General features: G+C 45.1%; 15 protein-coding genes, 1 tRNA gene and 1 pseudogene. All 17 read right to left on the reverse strand.

Annotation, left to right across the window (positions count from 1 at the left end):
• Positions 1-12: 12 nt before the first annotated feature.
• Complete coding sequence (locus AVL57_RS17900; RefSeq protein ID WP_057795672.1) at positions 13-543, reverse strand: DUF2271 domain-containing protein; 531 nt, start codon at positions 541-543, stop codon at positions 13-15.
• 36 nt (positions 544-579) lie between these two features.
• Positions 580-1,179, reverse strand: a complete 600-nt coding sequence (locus tag AVL57_RS17905; protein ID WP_057795670.1) for a PepSY-associated TM helix domain-containing protein — start codon at positions 1,177-1,179, stop codon at positions 580-582.
• A 762-nt stretch (positions 1,180-1,941) separates the two neighbouring features.
• Positions 1,942-1,995: a hypothetical protein gene (locus AVL57_RS21525; RefSeq protein WP_231701315.1), complete on the reverse strand. Its 54-nt coding sequence runs from the start codon at positions 1,993-1,995 to the stop codon at positions 1,942-1,944.
• A pseudogene (locus tag AVL57_RS17915) lies at positions 1,977-2,360 on the reverse strand (GTP-binding protein); the annotation flags it as partial. The gene AVL57_RS21525 and the pseudogene AVL57_RS17915, both read right to left, overlap by 19 nt.
• A gap of 63 nt (positions 2,361-2,423) precedes the next feature.
• Complete coding sequence (gene fusA / locus AVL57_RS17920; RefSeq protein ID WP_057795666.1) at positions 2,424-4,529, reverse strand: elongation factor G; 2,106 nt, start codon at positions 4,527-4,529, stop codon at positions 2,424-2,426.
• Positions 4,530-4,556: 27 nt separating this feature from the next.
• Complete coding sequence (gene rpsG, locus AVL57_RS17925; protein WP_013786325.1) at positions 4,557-5,027, reverse strand: 30S ribosomal protein S7; 471 nt, start codon at positions 5,025-5,027, stop codon at positions 4,557-4,559.
• A 74-nt stretch (positions 5,028-5,101) separates the two neighbouring features.
• Entirely contained in the window at positions 5,102-5,476 is a 375-nt protein-coding gene (gene rpsL, locus AVL57_RS17930) for a 30S ribosomal protein S12 (protein WP_013786326.1), read from the reverse strand.
• A gap of 307 nt (positions 5,477-5,783) precedes the next feature.
• Positions 5,784-9,950: a DNA-directed RNA polymerase subunit beta' gene (rpoC, locus tag AVL57_RS17935; protein WP_057795664.1), complete on the reverse strand. Its 4,167-nt coding sequence runs from the start codon at positions 9,948-9,950 to the stop codon at positions 5,784-5,786.
• Positions 9,951-10,031: 81 nt separating this feature from the next.
• Entirely contained in the window at positions 10,032-14,060 is a 4,029-nt protein-coding gene (gene rpoB / locus AVL57_RS17940; RefSeq protein WP_061093608.1) for a DNA-directed RNA polymerase subunit beta, read from the reverse strand.
• A 322-nt stretch (positions 14,061-14,382) separates the two neighbouring features.
• The gene (gene rplL / locus AVL57_RS17945) at positions 14,383-14,757 is read right to left on the reverse strand and encodes a 50S ribosomal protein L7/L12 (RefSeq protein WP_013786329.1); all 375 of its coding nucleotides are present in this window, start codon (positions 14,755-14,757) and stop codon (positions 14,383-14,385) included.
• Between the two features lie 59 nt (positions 14,758-14,816).
• Positions 14,817-15,335, reverse strand: a complete 519-nt coding sequence (gene rplJ / locus AVL57_RS17950; RefSeq protein ID WP_013786330.1) for a 50S ribosomal protein L10 — start codon at positions 15,333-15,335, stop codon at positions 14,817-14,819.
• Between the two features lie 302 nt (positions 15,336-15,637).
• Positions 15,638-16,333 (reverse strand): 50S ribosomal protein L1, encoded by a 696-nt coding sequence (rplA, locus tag AVL57_RS17955; RefSeq protein WP_013786331.1) that lies wholly within the window; start codon positions 16,331-16,333, stop codon positions 15,638-15,640.
• 4 nt (positions 16,334-16,337) lie between these two features.
• Positions 16,338-16,766: a 50S ribosomal protein L11 gene (rplK, locus tag AVL57_RS17960; protein ID WP_013786332.1), complete on the reverse strand. Its 429-nt coding sequence runs from the start codon at positions 16,764-16,766 to the stop codon at positions 16,338-16,340.
• A gap of 1,016 nt (positions 16,767-17,782) precedes the next feature.
• Positions 17,783-18,328: a transcription termination/antitermination protein NusG gene (gene nusG, locus AVL57_RS17965; RefSeq protein WP_057795662.1), complete on the reverse strand. Its 546-nt coding sequence runs from the start codon at positions 18,326-18,328 to the stop codon at positions 17,783-17,785.
• A 3-nt stretch (positions 18,329-18,331) separates the two neighbouring features.
• Positions 18,332-18,709, reverse strand: a complete 378-nt coding sequence (gene secE, locus AVL57_RS17970; RefSeq protein WP_057795659.1) for a preprotein translocase subunit SecE — start codon at positions 18,707-18,709, stop codon at positions 18,332-18,334.
• 58 nt (positions 18,710-18,767) lie between these two features.
• Positions 18,768-18,844: transfer RNA gene (locus AVL57_RS17975), tRNA-Trp, on the reverse strand.
• 209 nt (positions 18,845-19,053) lie between these two features.
• Positions 19,054-20,895: an ABC transporter ATP-binding protein gene (locus AVL57_RS17980; RefSeq protein ID WP_057795657.1), complete on the reverse strand. Its 1,842-nt coding sequence runs from the start codon at positions 20,893-20,895 to the stop codon at positions 19,054-19,056.
• Between the last annotated feature and the right edge of the window lie 2 nt (positions 20,896-20,897).

The raw sequence follows: 20,897 nt of genomic DNA on the forward strand, positions 1-20,897 counted from the left end.
TCTGAGAGTTTATTAATCTTCCAGACGCAATGAAACGCGTCCAATTTCTGATTTACCTTCCAAAGTAACTGGAAGTGATTCTGCCGAGATTGGGAGACTAAATGGAATTGATAGTACTTCTCTGCCCCCTACTTCACGAGACGCTTCTACACGAAGGGTATAATCGCCGTCACTTAACTTCGAAAGCGCGCTATTAAGTTGAGTATCGATAACGTGCGCCCCCGGGCCTTTCGTTGCACTGGTTAAACCGTCGTAAGGTAAATCTAAACTTCTACCACCACGACGCCACCACTGCCTAAGATCCTTAAGCCATTCTTTACCTTCGTGTTCACGCATATCAACGTCATACCACACCGCGACCTGAGTAGATTTACGCTTGCTGTTTTCTATCCACACAGCCACATACGGTTTGTGATACTCAGCAACATCTAGCTGAGGCAAAGCTATATCAAGCGTTACTGACTGCGCAGCCATAGAGACTGATGAGGCTAACATAAGCCCTAGCGCTCCAGACGCTATCGCAAGTCTATTTCGCACTTTCATTGTTTCACTCCTTTTCAAGTTCACATCCCCAAACCGCTAATGCACAAATAACAGCAAAATGACAAATGGGATTAATACGCCCAGAACAGTTACAGGCCAGGTGGATGCTCTACTTGGTGCATGACGCATAAGTAACTGCAAACCTGTGACACTAAAAATAATGCAGGCAACAGCAAACACATCAATAAACCACGGCCACACTGTTCCGGTATTTCTACCTTTGTGGAGATCGTTGAAATACGAAATCCATCCTCTATCCACGCTTTCATAGGTAACCATTTCAAGTTCGCTATCCACAGCAACCCAACTGTCAGTACCCGGCCCAGGCCAGGCAGCATAAAATTCAATACCGTCCCATTCCCCCACCACCGAAGCGGGGATAGCAACATCATATTTATCAGATACGAAATCCACCAAGACATCAGGAATAACAGCTTCCCCTTCTGGCAAAGCCACAAATTCATCTATTACTGATGCAGGCAACGAGGCATCTATTTCAGTTATTTTTTTGTTGGCAGGAATATCAGCAGCGTGATTAAGCGTTATACCCGTTAGGGAAAACAGTAAGATGCCAACAAGACACCACGCCCCGCTTATCCAATGCCATTGCCTAATGCTGCCTAATGAGAAGCGCATAGATATTTTGCTATTCCTTATTCAAGGCTATTTCATCGTTCGAGGTGATAGATAATACAGATTTTGTGCCTCGACTCAATGCAAATGAGATTTATTCTCGCATTTATAGTTACTTCGCGATTATAGTCATTTAACAAAGGTATAAAGGTATAGATGCTGTAGCAAAGGCCCCATGGATGGGTTTACGCCCCACTACCTCAATGTACTGGTCTGCGTTTATATGTGAGGGAGTCGCGCCCATCAGAAACCTTCCACAGCATGGATGCTGTGGCAGAGGCCCCATGGATGGATTCACACCGTGTTTATATCGGTGACTATCTTGAGCTTCATCAGCGACCTTCTGAAGTTACAAGAGAGGTAGTAGTGCCCCATCAGGAACCTTCCACAGCATGGATGCTGTGGCAGAGGCCCCATGGATGGGTTCACGCCGTTCCTTCTACTCTACCGATAAACAGTCTGGGTTGTTGAAAGAGGCGGTAGTAGAAGCCCATGTGAGACCCTCAGCAGCATGGATGCTGTGGCAGAGGCCCCATGGATGGATTCACGCCGCTCCTTCTACTCTACCGATAAACAGTCTGGGTAGTTGAAAGAGGCGGCAGTAGAAGCCCATGTGAAACCCTCAGCAGCATGGATGCTGCTGCGGAGGCTCCATGGATGGATTCACGCCGCGTTTCACATGGGCTTCTACTGCCGACTAAACCTACAGACACAAAAAAGGCGCTCCAATGAGCGCCTTTTTCTTAATGCTTTGGTTTGCTTAGATTAAAGAATCTTAGCTACAACACCAGCACCTACAGTACGGCCACCTTCACGGATAGCGAAGCGTAAACCTTCGTCCAAGGCATAGGGCCATCAGTCGCAGCTACTACTAGGATCGCGCCGTCCATCTGAGCAGCACCGGTGATCATGTTTTTAACGTAATCAGCGTGTCCTGGGCAATCTACGTGAGCGTAGTGACGAGTAGGAGTGTCATACTCTACGTGTGAAGTAGAGATGGTGATACCACGAGCTTTTTCTTCAGGCGCGTTATCGATTTGATCGAAAGCCTGAGCTGAACCACCGTATGTCTTTGAAAGAACAGTAGTGATAGCTGCAGTAAGGGTAGTTTTTCCGTGGTCAACGTGGCCGATTGTACCCACGTTTACATGGGGTTTCGTACGTTCAAACTTTTCTTTTGCCATTTTTCTCGTTTCCTAAGTTAAAAGTCCGACCCAATACGGGACCGGACCGAACCTTCATTTAGATTAAATTCTAGATTCAATAATAGCCTGCGCCACATTTTTCGGCGCCTCAGAATAATTGAAGAACTCCATAGAGTATGATGCGCGACCCTGCGTTTGTGAACGCAAGTCAGTAGCATACCCGAACATTTCTGAAAGCGGCACCTTAGCACGTACTATTTTAATACCTGCTACGCCTTCTTCCATACCTTCGATCATGCCGCGACGACGATTTAGGTCACCAACCACATCACCCATCCAGTCTTCTGGAGTAGTTACTTCAACTTTCATCATGGGTTCAAGCAACACCGGATTTGCTTCTGCGGCGCCTTTTTTGAAACCCATAGAGCCGGCGATCTTAAACGCCATTTCAGAAGAGTCAACATCGTGGTACGAACCGTCGAACAAAGTTACCTTTACATCTAGTACCGGATACCCTGCTACAACACCACTTTGCAACTGCTCCTGAATTCCTTTATCAACCGCTGGTATGAACTCTTTTGGTACCACACCACCGGTGATGTCATTAACAAATTCGTAGCCTGCGCCTTCTTCAGCTTGTGGCTCAATACGAAGCCATACATGACCAAATTGGCCACGGCCGCCAGACTGACGTACGAATTTACCTTCAACTTCTACTTTCTTACGAATAGTTTCACGATAAGCAACCTGAGGTTTACCTACGTTACATTCAACCTTAAATTCGCGTTTCATACGATCAACAATGATATCAAGGTGAAGCTCACCCATACCAGAGATAATCGTCTGGCCAGACTCTTCATCAGTCTTAACCTTAAATGACGGGTCTTCAGCGGCTAGCTTACCTAACGCGAGTCCCATCTTTTCTTGGTCAGCTTGAGAGCGAGGCTCAACAGCGATAGAAATTACCGGATCAGGAAATTCCATACGCTCTAGCGTAATGACATTATTCGGATCGCAAAGCGTATCACCTGTGGTCACATCTTTAAGACCAATGGCTGCGGCGATATCGCCTGCACGAACTTCTTTAATTTCTTCACGGTCTTTAGCGTGCATTTGAACTATACGCCCAAAACGCTCGCGTTTACCTTTCACTGGGTTGTATACCGTATCACCAGTATTAACAACGCCAGAGTAACAACGGAAGAAAGTCAGCGTTCCTACGAATGGGTCAGTAGCGATTTTAAATGCAAGGGCCGAGAATGGCTCGCTGTCGTCTGCATGACGCTCAGCTTCAGTTTCATCTTTATCGTCTAAAACACCCGTAATAGCTTTCACTTCACTTGGTGATGGTAAGTATTCTACTACCGCGTCTAGTACTGCCTGAACACCTTTGTTTTTGAAGGCACTGCCACAGGTGGCAAGAACAATTTCGTTGTTCAGTGTACGGGTACGTAAACCAAGTCGGATTTCAGCTTCAGTTAGCTCTTCGCCTTCTAAATACTTATCCATTAGTTCGTCAGAGGCTTCAGCTGCTGCTTCAATCATCTCTGTGCGATACTTTTGTGCGTTGTCTAAATATTGCGCTGGAATATCTTCATAGGTAAAAGTCATACCCATGTCTTCGGCATTCCAGTTTATGGCTTTCATCTTAATAAGATCGATAACGCCATGGAATTCTTCTTCAGCGCCCATGTTCAATTGAATCGGAACACAGTTTGCGCCTAAGCGTTTACGGATTTGACCCACAACACGCTCAAAATCGGCGCCAGCTCGGTCCATCTTATTGATGAACACGAGACGTGGCACCTCATATTTGTCAGCCTGTCGCCAGACTGTCTCTGATTGAGGTTCAACCCCAGAAGACCCGCAAAAAACCACTACAGCCCCATCCAGAACTCGTAATGAACGTTCTACCTCAATGGTAAAGTCCACGTGTCCTGGCGTGTCTATAATGTTTATACGATGCTGATCGAACTGCTTTTCCATGCCTGACCAGAAACAAGTCGTTGCAGCAGACGTGATAGTGATACCACGCTCCTGCTCTTGTTCCATCCAGTCCATGGTTGCAGCACCATCATGCACTTCACCGATTTTATGAGACAACCCTGTATAAAACAGGACTCTCTCTGTGGTCGTGGTTTTACCCGCGTCCACATGAGCCACAATACCAATATTGCGGTAACGCTCAATCGAGGTCTTACGAGGCATACATCTCTCTCAGTTATATTACGTTTATTACCAACGGTAATGAGCAAACGCTTTGTTTGCTTCGGCCATACGGTGAACGTCTTCACGTTTCTTAACCGCAGAACCTTTGTTTTCTGATGCATCAATCATTTCAGCAGCTAGGCGTTGAGCCATAGACTTTTCGCCACGTTTACGAGCAGCATCTACCAACCAACGCATACCTAGGGCATTACGACGAACTGGACGAACTTCTACTGGTACTTGATAAGTTGAACCACCTACACGACGAGATTTAACCTCTACAGTAGGACGGATGTTATCAAGTGCTTCTTCGAATACATCTAGGTGAGCTTTGCTGGTTTTTTCAGCAACAATATCGAGCGCACCGTAAACGATTTTTTCAGCGACTGACTTCTTGCCGTCAAGCATTACGACATTCATGAATTTTGCAAGCAGTTGTGAGCTAAATTTTGGCTCTGGTAGGATTTTACGTTGACCTACGACTCTTCTTCTTGGCATTTCTATTCTCCGTATGAATTCAGGAATTACCCAAAACTCTTAAACTTCAGTTTGGCCTTACTAACGGAGAACCGTTAAGACTTAGGCTTCTTCGCACCGTACTTAGAACGGGCTTGCTTACGATCGTTTACACCTGCGCAGTCTAATGTACCGCGAACTGTGTGATAACGAACACCTGGTAGATCTTTAACACGACCACCACGGATAAGTACTACACTGTGCTCTTGTAGGTTGTGACCTTCACCACCGATGTATGAAGAAACTTCAAAACCGTTAGTTAGACGTACACGACATACTTTACGTAGTGCAGAGTTTGGTTTCTTAGGCGTAGTAGTATATACACGAGTACATACACCGCGTCTTTGAGGACAAGCTTGCAATGCAGCTACGTTGCTTTTTTCAACGGGCTTTTTGCGCGGCTTGCGGACTAACTGGTTAACTGTTGCCATTAACTAGCTCCTGATTAAAAACTACAAAAACCCAATCACTCTGATTGGGTCCATTAAAGCGACTTTTCTAGCGTCGCTCATTCAATGTTAATACTGTGCTTGTCAGCATTAACTGAGCTCTGATACAAAAAACCGCGCCCATTTTCTTCTGCCTTTTAGAGGTCATCCAAAATCGGGTCGCGGAATATTAATGATCATAGCTCGGCGTGTCAAGCTGTACAAAGGTTAAGCAGCCATTTAACTGCAATCTGTCAGCTTAACATGCCAATTTGTTAGGAGTACGTTAACGTACTCCTACGATCATGCCTTATTCGGCTGAGTCGTCACCGGCGTTAAGCGCTTCGGTTAGTGCCTGTTCTGCATCAGCAGCAGAAACTGACATTTCTTCGATTTCTTCTTTACGACGTTGTGCACGACGTTCATGGTAAGCGAAACCTGTACCCGCTGGAATCAATCGACCCACGATTACGTTTTCTTTCAGACCGCGAAGGTCATCTTCTTTACCTTGAACTGCAGCTTCGGTAAGAACACGTGTTGTTTCTTGGAACGATGCAGCTGAGATGAATGACTCAGTAGATAGCGACGCCTTAGTGATACCAAGCAGTTGTGTTTCATACTGCGCTGGGATCTTACCGTGTTTTTCAACTTCACGGTTGGTCACTTTCACGTTAGACACTTCAACTTGTTCGCCTTCAAGGAACTGAGTATCACCTGAATGGGTAATAACGCACTTACGCAACATCTGACGAATAACAACTTCGATGTGCTTATCGTTAATTTTTACACCCTGTAGACGGTAAACTTCCTGAACTTCGTTCACGATGTAGTTTGCTACAGCAGAAATACCACGTAGACGCAAGATGTCATGCGGTGACTCAGGGCCATCTGCAATAACTTCACCACGTTCTACTTTCTCACCTTCAAACACGTTAAGTTGACGCCATTTTGGAATCATCTCTTCGTATGCATCACCCTCTGGCGGCGTGATAACCAAACGTTTCTTACCTTTGGTTTCTTTACCGAAACCAATAGTACCTGAAACTTCAGCAAGGATAGCTGGCTCTTTAGGCTTACGTGCTTCAAACAAGTCGGCTACGCGAGGTAGACCACCCGTGATATCACGTGTCTTCGAGCTTTCTTGAGGTATACGTGCTAACACGTCACCTTCATTAGCAACCTTACCTTCTTTCGCTTCGATAGTAGTAAAGCTTGGTAAGCGAATCTCTTGAAGACCGAACTCATCACTTTCTAGGATAAGTTTAGGTTCTTTAGAGTTACTCTTCGCAAGATCTTTAACTACGATACGCGTAAGACCAGTTAGTTCGTCTTGTTGCATCTCAGTGTTAGAGTCGTCGATGTCGGCGAAGCTAATCTTAGCTGCACGTTCAGTAACGATTGGGTGACTATGCGGATCCCAGTTAGCAACAACGTCGCCTGCTGCAATAGTTGCACCGTCATCCACGCTAAGTACAGCACCGTAAGGTACTTTATAGCGCTCTTTCTCACGACCTTGTTCATCGATAACAGTAAGTTCTGTTGAACGAGAAACAATAACCACTTTGCCGTCTGAGTTACGTACTGATTTTTCATTGTGTAGCTTAAGGCTACCCGCAGTTTTAACCTGAACGCTGTTCTCAGCAGAAGCTCGTGATGCCGCACCACCGATGTGGAACGTACGCATGGTAAGCTGTGTACCTGGTTCACCGATTGACTGTGCGGCAATAACACCCACAGACTCACCGCTTCCAACCATATGTCCGCGAGCAAGGTCACGACCATAACAGTTTGCACACACACCGAAGTCGTTATCACAAGTGATAACTGAGCGCACTTGAATTTGGTCAACAGAGTTAGTTTCAAGCATGTCTACTAGCGCTTCGTCTAGTAACACATTACGCTCAACCAATACTTCTGTAGTACCTGGTTTAACTACATCTTCTGCAACTACACGACCTAGTACACGCTCGCGAAGTGGTTCTACAACGTCACCACCTTCAATTAGCGGTGTCATCGTAACACCACCGAAGGTGCCACAGTCGTCGTTAGTAATAACCAAATCTTGTGCAACATCTACTAGACGACGAGTTAGGTAACCCGAGTTCGCTGTCTTAAGTGCTGTATCGGCTAGACCTTTACGCGCACCGTGAGTAGAGATGAAGTACTGAAGTACGTTAAGACCTTCACGGAAGTTAGCGGTAATTGGCGTTTCGATGATTGAGCCATCTGGCTTAGCCATCAGACCACGCATACCAGCTAGCTGACGAATCTGAGCGGCACTACCACGAGCACCAGAGTCGGCCATCATATAAACAGAGTTAAATGAGGTTTGCTCTTCTTCTTCGCCATCGCGGTTAATTACGATGTCAGTCTTAAGGTTATCCATCATGGCCTTAGCAACTTTTTCGTTGGCATTTGACCAGATATCGATAACTTTGTTGTAGCGCTCACCGGCTGTTACAAGACCGTTTTGGAACTGTTCCTGGATCTCGATAACTTCCGCTTCTGCAGCGTCGATAATATCTTTCTTCGCAGCTGGGATTACCATGTCATCAATACCAACAGATGCACCCGCAATCATTGCGTAGTGGAAACCGGTATACATGATTTGGTCAGCAGCGATTACTGTGTCTTTAAGACCCAGTGTACGATAACAAGCGTTTAGCAAACGTGAAATCTGCTTTTTGCCCATTGCCTGGTTGATAATTTCAAACGGCAAACCTTTAGGAAGCATCAATGAGAAAATTGCACGACCAACAGTAGTATCTGTTAGCGTTACTTTCTCAGTCTTCACGCCATCTTCGTCAATATCGTATTCAGTGATACGTACTTTAACGCGAGAGTGAAGTTCTGCATTACCTGTACGGTATGCTTTTTCTGCTTCATTCGGGCTGGTAAATACCATTGCCTCGCCTAAGCCGTTCACTTTGTCACGGGTTAGGTAATAAAGACCCAATACAACGTCCTGTGAAGGAACGATGATAGGCTCACCATTTGCAGGTGACAGAATGTTGTTGGTCGACATCATCAACGCACGTGCTTCAAGCTGAGCTTCGATAGTCAGCGGCACGTGTACAGCCATTTGGTCACCATCGAAATCGGCGTTGTACGCCGCACATACTAGTGGGTGAAGCTGAATCGCTTTACCTTCGATAAGGGTTGGTTCAAATGCCTGGATACCCAAACGGTGAAGTGTTGGTGCACGGTTAAGCATAACAGGGTGTTCACGGATAACGTCGTCTAATACGTCCCATACCTCTGGTGCTTCACGTTCAACAAGCTTCTTCGCTGCTTTGATAGTTGTCGCTAAACCACGGCCTTCAAGTTTTCCATAGATAAACGGCTTGAATAACTCAAGTGCCATTTTCTTAGGAAGACCACATTGGTGAAGACGTAATGTAGGACCAACGGTAATTACAGAACGACCAGAGTAGTCAACACGCTTACCAAGTAAGTTCTGACGGAAACGACCTTGCTTACCTTTAATCATATCGGCAAGTGATTTAAGAGGACGTTTGTTAGAACCTGTGATAGCGCGGCCACGACGACCGTTATCTAGTAGTGCATCTACCGCTTCCTGAAGCATACGTTTTTCGTTACGTACAATAATGTCAGGCGCCGCAAGGTCTAAAAGACGCTTAAGACGGTTGTTACGGTTGATAACACGACGGTATAAATCGTTCAGGTCAGACGTTGCAAATCGACCACCGTCCAGTGGTACCAACGGACGAAGATCCGGCGGAAGTACTGGAAGTACAGTCAAGATCATCCACTCTGGCTTGTTGCCAGACTGTTGGAATGATTCAAGCAACTTAAGACGCTTGGTGATTTTCTTACGCTTAGTTTCAGAGTTGATTGAAGGCAACTCTTCACGCATAGCAGCTACATCAGCATCTACATCTAACACTTTTAAAAGGTCAAATACGGCTTCAGCACCCATTTTAGCGTCAAATTCGTCACCGTGCTCTTCAAGTGCATCCAAGTAATCTTCTTCGTTAAGAAGTTGGCTACGCTCAAGGGTAGTCATACCCGGCTCGGTTACTACGTAAGATTCAAAATATAGTACACGTTCAATATCACGAAGTGTCATATCAAGCATTAAGCCGATACGAGACGGAAGTGATTTAAGGAACCAAATGTGTGCAACTGGGCTTGCCAGTTCAATGTGACCCATACGCTCACGACGTACTTTAGTTAGGGTTACTTCAACACCACATTTTTCACAGATAACACCACGGTGCTTCAGACGCTTATACTTACCACAAAGACATTCGTAGTCTTTAACTGGTCCGAAAATACGCGCACAAAACAAGCCGTCACGTTCTGGTTTGAACGTACGGTAGTTAATTGTTTCTGGCTTCTTAACTTCACCAAAAGACCATGAACGAATCATGTCAGGTGAAGCAAGACCGATTCGAATATTATCGAATTCTTCGGTCTTGTTTTGTTGCTTTAGAAACTTTAATAAGTCTTTCACATTACTCTCCCAGCGGAGTCAGTCTCTAGAACCCGGCGCAAGCGCCGGGCCATCTCTTGTCATAACGTGGCGATTGCCGTGTTACTTCTCTTCCAACTCGATGTTAATACCCAACGAGCGGATTTCTTTAAGTAATACGTTGAATGATTCTGGCATGCCAGGTTCCATTCTGTGGTCACCATCGACGATGTTCTTGTACATCTTAGTACGGCCGTTAACATCATCCGACTTAACAGTAAGCATTTCCTGAAGGGTATATGCTGCACCGTAAGCTTCAAGGGCCCACACTTCCATCTCTCCGAAGCGCTGACCACCGAACTGAGCTTTACCACCCAGCGGTTGTTGTGTAACAAGGCTGTACGAACCAGTTGAACGAGCGTGCATTTTGTCGTCAACCAAGTGGTTCAGTTTCAGCATGTACATGTAACCAACCGTTACCGGACGCTCAAACTCGCGACCAGTACGACCGTCGAACAACGAAATCTGACCGCTTTCAGGAATGTCAGCTAACTTCAACATTTCCTTAATTTCAGATTCACGTGCACCGTCGAATACAGGTGTTGCAATTGGAACACCCTTACGTAGGTTGTTTGCAAGACGTGTAATTTCGTGGTCGGTGAAGTTATCGATGTCCACTTCTTGGTGATTTTCGCCAAGCTCATAAATTTCTTTTAAGAAGTTACGAAGCTTCTGCATCTCTTCATGCTCTTTAAGCATGCGATCGATTTTCACACCAAGACCGTGAGCAGCCATACCCATATGTGTTTCTAGGATCTGACCGATGTTCATCCGCGATGGTACACCTAGTGGGTTCAATACGATGTCTACCGGCGTACCGTTAGCATCATATGGCATATCTTCCACAGGCTGAATCGTTGAAATTACACCTTTGTTACCGTGACGACCGGCCATCTTATCACCAGGCTGGATATGACGTTTAACAGCTAGGTAAACCTTAACAATTTTAAGGACACCTGGTGCTAGGTCATCGCCTTGTGTGATCTTGCGACGCTTAGTTTCAAACTTCTTATCGAAGTCTTCTTTGATTTCTGCGTGCTGATCAGCAATTTGGTCGATCTCAAGCTGTACGTCTTCGTCGTTTAATGCAATTTCAAACCACTTCTCACGCGGCAGGCTGTCAAGCTTAGCTTGTTCAACACCAGAGCGTAGTAATGCGTTTTGTGCACGAGCAAAGATGCCGTCTGCAAGAATTTCAAATTCGTCAGTAAGGTCTTTCTTAACCTGACGAAGTTGCATGTCTTCAATTTCAAGCGCACGTTTGTCTTTCTCTACGCCGTCACGGGTAAAGACTTGAACGTCGATAACCGTACCGTGAACAGAGTTAGGCACACGTAGTGACGTATCTTTTACGTCAGACGCTTTTTCACCGAAGATTGCTCTTAATAGTTTTTCTTCTGGCGTAAGCTGAGTTTCACCTTTAGGTGTTACTTTACCTACCAGAATGTCGCCGCCTTTCACTTCCGCACCAATGTAAACAACACCTGATTCATCAAGTTTGCTTAGTGCAGATTCGCCAACATTCGGAATATCAGAAGAAATTTCTTCTGGCCCAAGCTTAGTATCACGAGCAATACAGCTTAGTTCTTGAATGTGGATAGTGGTGAAACGGTCTTCCTGAGCTACACGCTCAGAGATAAGGATTGAATCCTCGAAGTTATAACCGTTCCAAGGCATGAACGCGATACGCATGTTCTGACCAAGAGCAAGGTCGCCCAAGTCAGTAGATGGACCGTCAGCCAATACATCGCCAGCAACAATCGGGTCGCCTACACTACAAGTAGGACGCTGATTGATACAGGTGTTCTGGTTAGAACGTGTGTATTTAGTCAGGTTGTAGATGTCGATACCTGCTTCACCAGGAAGCATTTCATCTTCTTCTACTTTAATAACGATACGGCTAGCGTCAACATAGTCAACTCTACCACCACGCTTAGCAACTACAGTAACACCTGAGTCAACAGCAATGGTTCTTTCCATACCGGTACCAACAAGCGGCTTATCAGCACGTAATGTAGGTACAGCCTGACGTTGCATGTTCGCACCCATCAATGCGCGGTTAGCATCATCGTGTTCTAGGAACGGAATGATACTCGCAGCGATTGAAACGATTTGCTGTGGAGAAACGTCCATGTACTTGATGTCTTCTTTCGGCATCAAGGTGGTTTCACCACGGTGACGACATGGAATAAGGTCGTCTACTAGCTCACCGTTTGCGGTTAAAACAATGTTTGCCTGTGCAATTGCGAATTGACCTTCTTCAATTGCAGACAAGTAATCGATTTCTTCACTTACCACGCCATCAACAATGCGACGGAACGGCGTTTCAAGGAAACCAAAATCATTGGTGCGTGCGAAACTCGCCAATGAGTTGATCAAACCGATGTTTGGACCTTCAGGAGTCTCGATAGGACACAGACGACCGTAGTGCGTAGGGTGTACGTCACGCACTTCGAAGCCTGCACGCTCACGCGTAAGACCACCCGGGCCTAATGCAGAAATACGACGCTTATGCGTTACTTCTGATAACGGGTTGTTTTGGTCCATGAACTGAGAAAGCTGTGATGAACCGAAGAACTCTTTAACCGCAGCCGAGATAGGCTTAGCGTTAATTAGGTCTTGCGGCATAATGCTATCAAGGTCGCCTAAGCTTAGACGTTCTTTAACAGCACGCTCAACACGTACTAAACCAACACGGAATTGGTTTTCAGCCATTTCACCCACAGAACGAATACGGCGGTTACCCAAGTGGTCGATATCGTCCACTTCGTCTTTGCCGTCACGAATCTCGATAAGTTGCTTCATTACTGAAACAATATCGTCTTTATCTAGGGTGCCTGAACCAATCAATTCTTCACGGCCTAAACGGCGGTTGAACTTCATACGACCTACAGAAGATAGATCATAACGCTCATCAGAGAAGAAAAGGTTTTGGAATAAGGTTTCTGCTGCGTCTTTTGTTGGTGGCTCACCAGGACGCATCATGCGGTAAATTTCAACAAGCGCTTCTAGGCGGTTTGTTGAAGAGTCGATACGCAATGTGTCAGAAATGTATGAACCGTGGTCCAATTCATTAATGTACAGCGTTTCGAACTCTTTAATACCAGCTTGGCTAAGTGCCGCTAAGTTCTCAAGCGTTAACTCTTCGTTAGCGCTAACGATAACTTCGCCAGTATCTTCATTTACGTACGTTGCCGCGAATACGCGACCGATTAGGTAATCTGCTGGAACTTCAAGTTCAGTTAAACCCGCTTTTTCAAGCGCACGGGTATGACGTGCAGATACACGACGACCGGTTTCAACAACAACATTACCTTCACCGTCAATGATATCAAATGCCGCTGTTTCGCCACGAAGACGATCTGGCACCACTTCCATCATTAACTTGTCTTTATCGATACGTACACTGACTTTCTCGAAGAACGTATCCAAGATTTCTTCTGATGTCATTTCAAGCGCGCGTAAGATGATTGTTGCTGGCAACTTACGACGACGGTCAATACGAACAAACAGGTTATCTTTTGGATCGAACTCGAAATCAAGCCAAGAACCACGGTAAGGAATTACACGTGCATTATAAAGCACTTTTCCTGACGAGTGAGTTTTGCCTTTATCGTGATCGAAGAACACACCAGGTGAACGGTGTAGTTGTGACACGATAACACGCTCTGTACCATTGATAACGAACGTACCGTTCTGAGTCATCAATGGGATTTCGCCCATGTACACTTCTTGTTCTTTAATGTCTTTTACGGTACCTGGCGCAGCGTCTTTATCAAACAATACTAACCGTAGTTTTACTCTTAATGGAGCAGAGAATGTGACGCCACGAATTTGACATTCTTTAACGTCGAATACTGGCTCTCCCAAACGGTAGCTAACATATTGAAGCTCCGAGTTACCTGAGTAGCTTTTTATCGGAAAAACGGAACGAAATGCTGCTTCCAAGCCGTATTGAGCATCGGCGTCGATCTCAATAAACTTTTTGAAAGAATCAAGCTGAATTGAAAGAAGGTATGGAATTTCCAATACCTGTGGGCGTTTGCCAAAATCCTTACGGATACGTTTCTTTTCGCTATAAGAGTAAACCATGGGTTCCTCAGCCTGCTGATTTATGACCCAACCTGCTGCATTATGCATCGCTACGAGTGCTTCAAGCTATGAGCTTCGTGTTGAATTGCGCATAAGCAACAAACTTCCACAACCCTTTTTCGGGGCAATTCCACAGCATACAACAAAATTTAACCAATTATTAGTTAACTTGTTGGTTTTATGCTTTTATGTGAAATTTCCGAAGTGCGCATTTAGTAGTGTAGTCAAGGGTTAGAATCTACACACTGTACAGCGCAAAAAGGCTGGTGGTTTAAAAAACCACCAGCCTTGCCGTCTCAGGCAAATAATCTAAACAAATAGATTACTTAACTTCAACTTCAGCACCAGCTTCAGTTAGCTGTGCTTTAAGTTCTTCAGCTTCTTCTTTGCTTACGCCTTCTTTGATAGCTTTAGGAGCAGATTCAACTACTTCTTTAGCTTCTTTAAGACCTAGGCCAGTCGCTGCGCGAACTGCTTTGATTACTGCAACTTTGTTTGCGCCGAATGAAGTCATTACAACGTCAAACTCAGTCTTTTCTTCAACTGCTGCTGCTTCGCCCGCTGCTGGACCAGCTACAGCTACTGCTGCAGATGCGTCAACACCGAATTTTTCTTCAGCTGCTTCGATTAGCTCAACCAATTCCATAACTGGCATTTCAGCAATCGCGTTTAAGATATCTTCTTTAGTTAGAGCCATGTGGTCTAAACTCCTGGGTTTTTAAAATGTTAAAAAAATCAATATGCCAAAAACGGGAATTACTTCTCGTCTTTGATCGCCGCCAATACGCGCACAAACTTGGTAGGTACTTCGTTGATAGTACGAACGAATTTCCCAACCGGTGCTTTGAAGGTTGCAAGAAGTTTTGCAAGCGCTTCGTCGCGAGTAGGAAGTGAAGCAACTGCGTCCAATTTATCTGGACCAAGAAGACCACTACCAATAGATAGAGCTGTTACGTTCAACTTATCGTTTTGCTTCGCAAAGTCTTTAAAAAGACGTGCTGCACCACCAGGTGCCTCAACTGAGAAGCCGTAGATAAGAGGACCAGTAAGGGCGCTATCTAAGTCTGCAAATTTACTGTCTGCCAATGCACGCTTAGCTAGAGTGTTACGTATAACCTTAAGGTATACGCCTTGCTCACGAGCTTTTACGCGAAGGTCAGTCAGTTCTGCAACTTCCATCCCACGGTATTCAGCGACGGCAACGGATAGAGCGCGAGACGCAACTTCAGAAACTTCTGCTACGATCTCTTTTTTTGCTGCTAAACCTAGTGCCACTGAGTTCACCTCTTTGTATCTGACTTTGTATACAGTCACCTGTTTACGCCATCAGGGTTCACAGATTGATATCAACATAATTGATGATACCGCTCTACGGTGTTTGTTACCCCAGAGAGTCTGAGTCAAACCACCGTCTGCGCAGGTTGTTGTATTAAGCGATATGTTTAATGTGATAGTTCTCTTACCTCTATCACCACATCGCACCTGCGGTCTTGGACGGGAGTTGCCAATCAGCACTGCTGTTTTGACGACTCCAACCCATTACCTTTACAGAGAAACCGAGTTGCCCCGGCAGGCTATTAAAGACCTACTGAAGCTTTATCTAGAGATACGCCAGCGCCCATAGTGGTGCTTAGGCTGATCTTCTGGATATAAGTACCTTTAGCAGAAGAAGGCTTAGCTTTCTTCAATGCTTCTAGTAATGCTTCAAGGTTCTCTTGAATTTGGTTTGTTTCGAACGCAATCTTACCAATGCTAGCATGGATGATACCGTTCTTATCGTTACGGTAGCGAACCTGACCAGCTTTAGCGTTCTTAACAGCAGTAGCAACGTCTGGCGTTACTGTACCCGTTTTAGGGTTAGGCATTAGGCCACGTGGACCTAAGATTTGACCTAGTTGACCAACAACACGCATAGCGTCTGGGCTGGCAACAACAACGTCAAAGTTCATTTCGCCTTTCTTCACTTGCTCAGCAAGGTCTTCCATACCAACGATGTCAGCACCAGCTTCTTTAGCTGCTTCAGCGTTAGCACCTTGAGTAAATACTGCAACGCGAACGTCTTTACCAGTACCGTTAGGTAGTACAGTTGCACCACGAACGTTTTGGTCAGATTTCTTAGCGTCAATACCAAGGTTTACTGCAACATCAACGCTTTCAGCGAATTTAGCTGTCGCTAATTCTTTAAGCAAAGCAACTGCTTCGTTGATTTCGTATTCTTTAGTCGCGTCTGTTTTTTCGCGGATAATGCGAGCGCGTTTAGATAATTTAGCCATTCGATTAGTCCTCTACGTTCAAGCCCATTGAGCGAGCAGAACCCGCGATAGTGCGAACCGCTGCATCTAGGTCAGCTGCAGTTAAGTCTGGTTCTTTAGTTTTGGCAATTTCTTCCAACTGAGCGCGAGTAACAGTACCCACTTTTTCAGTGTTAGGACGGCCAGAACCGCTCTTGATGCCCGCTGCTTTCTTAAGCAGGTAAGACGCAGGAGGAGTCTTAGTTTCGAATGTGAAAGAACGATCTTCATAAACCGTAATTTCTACAGGTACCGGAGCACCTTTCTCAAGGCTATCTGTTTTTGCGTTGAACGCTTTACAGAATTCCATGATGTTCACACCGTGTTGACCTAGTGCAGGACCAACTGGTGGACTTGGGTTAGCAGCGCCTGCTGCAACCTGAAGCTTAATAATACCGCTTACTTTTTTAGCCATTTTAAATGCTCTCTTGTTTGGGTATAGCGCCTTGCAAGTACAGAGATTACCTGCTCAATCGGCTTCCCGTTTCCGTTTAAAAGGGCGCGCATTATATAAGGTGTGCAAATGGTATGCAAGTATAAATGTGACTAAAAAACGATCTCATGGCCAGTATTTTTTCTTTTTCGAATAGCGGAATATTTTTAACGCGCTGTTGCGTAATTTTAAATTAACTATTTGGAGAACGTTATATGGAGTTACTTACACAAGAAGACATCAACTGCGTATCAGGTGGGGATGGATGGGATGTCGCCTCAGGCGCACTTACAGGGGGGAGGTATAGGAGCTGCTGATGCAATATCAGACTATGACGATACAATGGATGAATAAGTGAATTTATCACCTATTCTAAGGCTTTATTTGGCTTGTACCATATTGAGCCTCTTCTCATTGAGTGCGTTTATTGCAAATAATAGTTTTATACTACTATTTAATCATTTGGGCGTAGCTGTAATTCTGTGGGTTCGATTAATTCGCCTCAATTGCCTATGAGCAAACTCGAATATTTTAACGTTGGCCGCATACTCGTACCAACGAGCTTATTTATCACAACGCTATCTTTTGGGTTATTGTTTCTCTATGAATATAAATGGTGTCTGATAGCGGCCGCAACGGGTACGTTTATTATAAACTACCGATTCCCTTTTTATCTAAAAACCAAACGGTAAGAATGTTCATTACAGACCTTACGATTCCAAAGTATGAATTGAACATCTAGATTGAAATTTAAAGCTCAAATTTTGGCAAGCCATTCGTGATGCGGCAAACATTAAGCCTTGGGTAGCAGATCTTATACTGTTTATTTTCATATTCCTGGCAACCTTCTCAGGCCATTTCATCTTATAGCCTCAAAATGCCTATGCCTACATCTTCATCCACTGTTGAAACAAGGGCCCGAGCGAGTCTTTCACTCTTGAATTTCAGACATAAAAAAAGACGGTAACCCGTCTTTTTTCTATGGTAAGTAGCTAGGATTAACCCTTTTCTACCTGACCAAATTCTAAATCTACCGGTGTAGAACGACCGAAGATAAGTACCGACACTTTTACGCGGCTCTTTTCGTAGTCTACTTCTTCTACCACACCGTTGAAGTCGGCAAATGGACCGTCTGTAACGCGAACCACTTCGCCTGGCTCGAACAATGTCTTCGGCTTAGGCTTATCAACTGACTCTTCAAGACGGTTAAGAATTGCGTCTGCTTCTTTTTGGGTAATTGGCATTGGGCGATCAGAAGTACCACCGATGAAACCAAGTACACGAGGAACGCTTTTCACTAAGTGCCAAGATTCTTCGTTCATTGCCATTTCTACCAAAACGTAACCTGGGTAAAACTTACGCTCAGATTTGCGCTTTTGGCCAGCGCGCATTTCTACAACTTCTTCAGTCGGAACTAGAATCTGACCAAAGTGCTCTTCCATGCCATGCATCTTAATATATTCAAGTAGCGTTTTTTGAACGCGACCTTCGTACTGAGAATATGCTTGTACTACGTACCATCTTTTTTTAATTTCTTCAGACATACGTTATGCTCCTATTCCAGTAATGTATCCAACAACACGAACGATAATGCCGTCTAATCCCCAAAGGATTAATGCCATTACCAACGTTGCCGCAAGTACGATGATAGTAGTTTGGTTTGCTTCTTGACGGGTCGGCCATACTACTTTGCGAACTTCAGTGCGCGACTCTTTAGCAAAGCTAAGGAAAGTGCTGCCTTTAACCGTTGATGCTGCAATAAAACCAGCAATAACCACTACCACTACTGCGGTAACTGCACGGTATAATACTGAAATTTCACCGAACACTGTGTTGGCCGTAACCAATCCAGCAAGTAGGGCAAATACCACTACCCATTTAAACATGTCCAATGCATTGGACTGATTTTCCGTCTTTTCGCTCATGTCACGATCCTAGCACTACAGCGTCGTTTTGCTCGCGCTAACACGCGAACTTGTAATTTGGCAGGGGTGGAGGGACTCGAACCCCCAACCATCGGTTTTGGAGACCGCTGTTCTACCAATTCGAACTACACCCCTGTGGTGTTTAACTCACAAATTTTACTTACACTACCCTTGGGAATTCAGCGTCATTTCAATGGAAAGTGCGGTATCGCAAGGGAGGGACGCGTATTATACTCAAGATAACAAGCGGCACAAGGTTTTTGTTAACCATGTTAGTGGTAATACCCCAGTGCAAGTTGTCCTGCAACTTACTGTGCCGTTTAACTCGTTATCTCAATGAAAGGCTATTCCACGCCAATAAAGCCGCCTGTTTGATGCGTCCATAACTTGGCGTAAATACCATTGCGTGCAATTAATTCGGCATGTGTCCCCTGCTCTACTATCTGTCCTTTTTCTAACACTAATAATCGGTCCATTTGCGCAATCGTTGAGAGCCTGTGTGCAATAGCTAATACGGTTTTTCCTTCCATAACTTTATCTAGGCTTGCTTGAATAGCAGCTTCAGCTTCTGAGTCTAACGCAGAAGTGGCTTCATCTAAGATTAATACAGGTGCGTCTTTCAATAGCACGCGGGCGATGGCAATACGTTGACGTTGACCGCCGGATAGCTTCACACCACGTTCGCCCACATGGGCGTCGTAGCCTGTTCTTCCTTGGCTATCTGTAAGGGTAAGAATAAACTCATGAGCTTCTGCTAACGTGGCTGCGTTTATCATTTCTTCTTCACTGGCGTTGGTACGCCCATAAAGAATGTTGTCACGCACCGATCTATGCATTAGCGAGGTATCTTGGGTAACCATGCTAATTTTAGCCCGTAAGGTTTCTTGGCCAACTTGCGTTATATCTTGCCCATCAATAACAATACGCCCCGATTGGGTATCGTAAAATCGCATCAGCAAATTAACCAATGTCGATTTACCCGAACCTGAACGCCCTACCAAGCCCACTTTTTCACCAGGATGAATGGCGAGCTCTAAATTAGAAAATACATCAATGGGTTGGTTATCGGCACCTGCGTAGGCAAAGTCTACGTTATCAAACTTAATGCCACCGCCCTGCACGCTAAGCGCTGTCGCTTTAGGCTTATCTTTCACTGCGATAGGTTGGGCTAAGGTATTCATGCCGTCTTGCACCGTTCCTAGATTTTCAAACAGTCCGGATACTTCCCACATGATCCAATGCGACATACCGTTTAGACGAAGAGACAAACTAATCGCAATGGCAATATCGCCAGGTGTGGCTAAGTTTTCCATCCATAAATACACAGACAGTGCGCCAATCGTAAAGACCAATATGGCATTCGACATTTCTACACAAAATTCTAATATCGTCACTAAACGCATTTGTGGGTATACGGTTTTTAAAAAGCCATCCATGCTTTCTCTGGCGTAGTCAGCTTCGCGGCGACTATGGGAAAATAATTTGACGGTTGTGATGTTGGTGTAGCTGTCGACTATTCGCCCCGTCATCATAGAGCGGGCATCGGCTTGCTTTTGAGACACTTCTTTAAGCTTGGGTACCAGCATGCGCAAGATGAACATATACACAAAGAACCACACTACAAGTGGAACCGCTAAGCGCCAATCGGTACTGAACACCAGTACCACCATAGAGATAAAGTAAACGCTGATGTACACCAGTAAATCGAGCACTTTTGTTACAGTTTCACGCACCGATAGCGCTGTTTGCATTACTTTAGTGGCTACGCGCCCTGCAAACTCATCGTGAAAAAAGGTTAAGCTTTGGCCTAATAAATAACGGTGGGCTTGCCAGCGAATACGCATAGGGAAATTCCCCATCAGCGATTGGCGTGAAAATAACGAACGCAACAATATAAAGCCTGGAATAAGCACCAGCACAGTGACTGCCATGCCGATTAAGGTCCATTTTTGCTCGGCGAGAAAGGTTTCTCGATTCTGTTCTGAAAACCAATCTACCAATTGGCCCAAAAAACCGAACAGCGCGACTTCAAGCACTGCAACAATAGCACTTAAGATAGAGACGGTCGCGATAACGCCCCACATACCTTGCGTGTAGTACTTACAAAAGGCAACAATACCTGTTGGAGGTTGCCCTGGCTGGGCTTTAGGGAAAGGCTGTGTTAATCGTTCAAAAAATGAAAACATGC

Source organism: Alteromonas stellipolaris (assembly GCF_001562115.1).
GTDB classification, from domain to species: Bacteria; Pseudomonadota; Gammaproteobacteria; order Enterobacterales; family Alteromonadaceae; genus Alteromonas; species Alteromonas stellipolaris.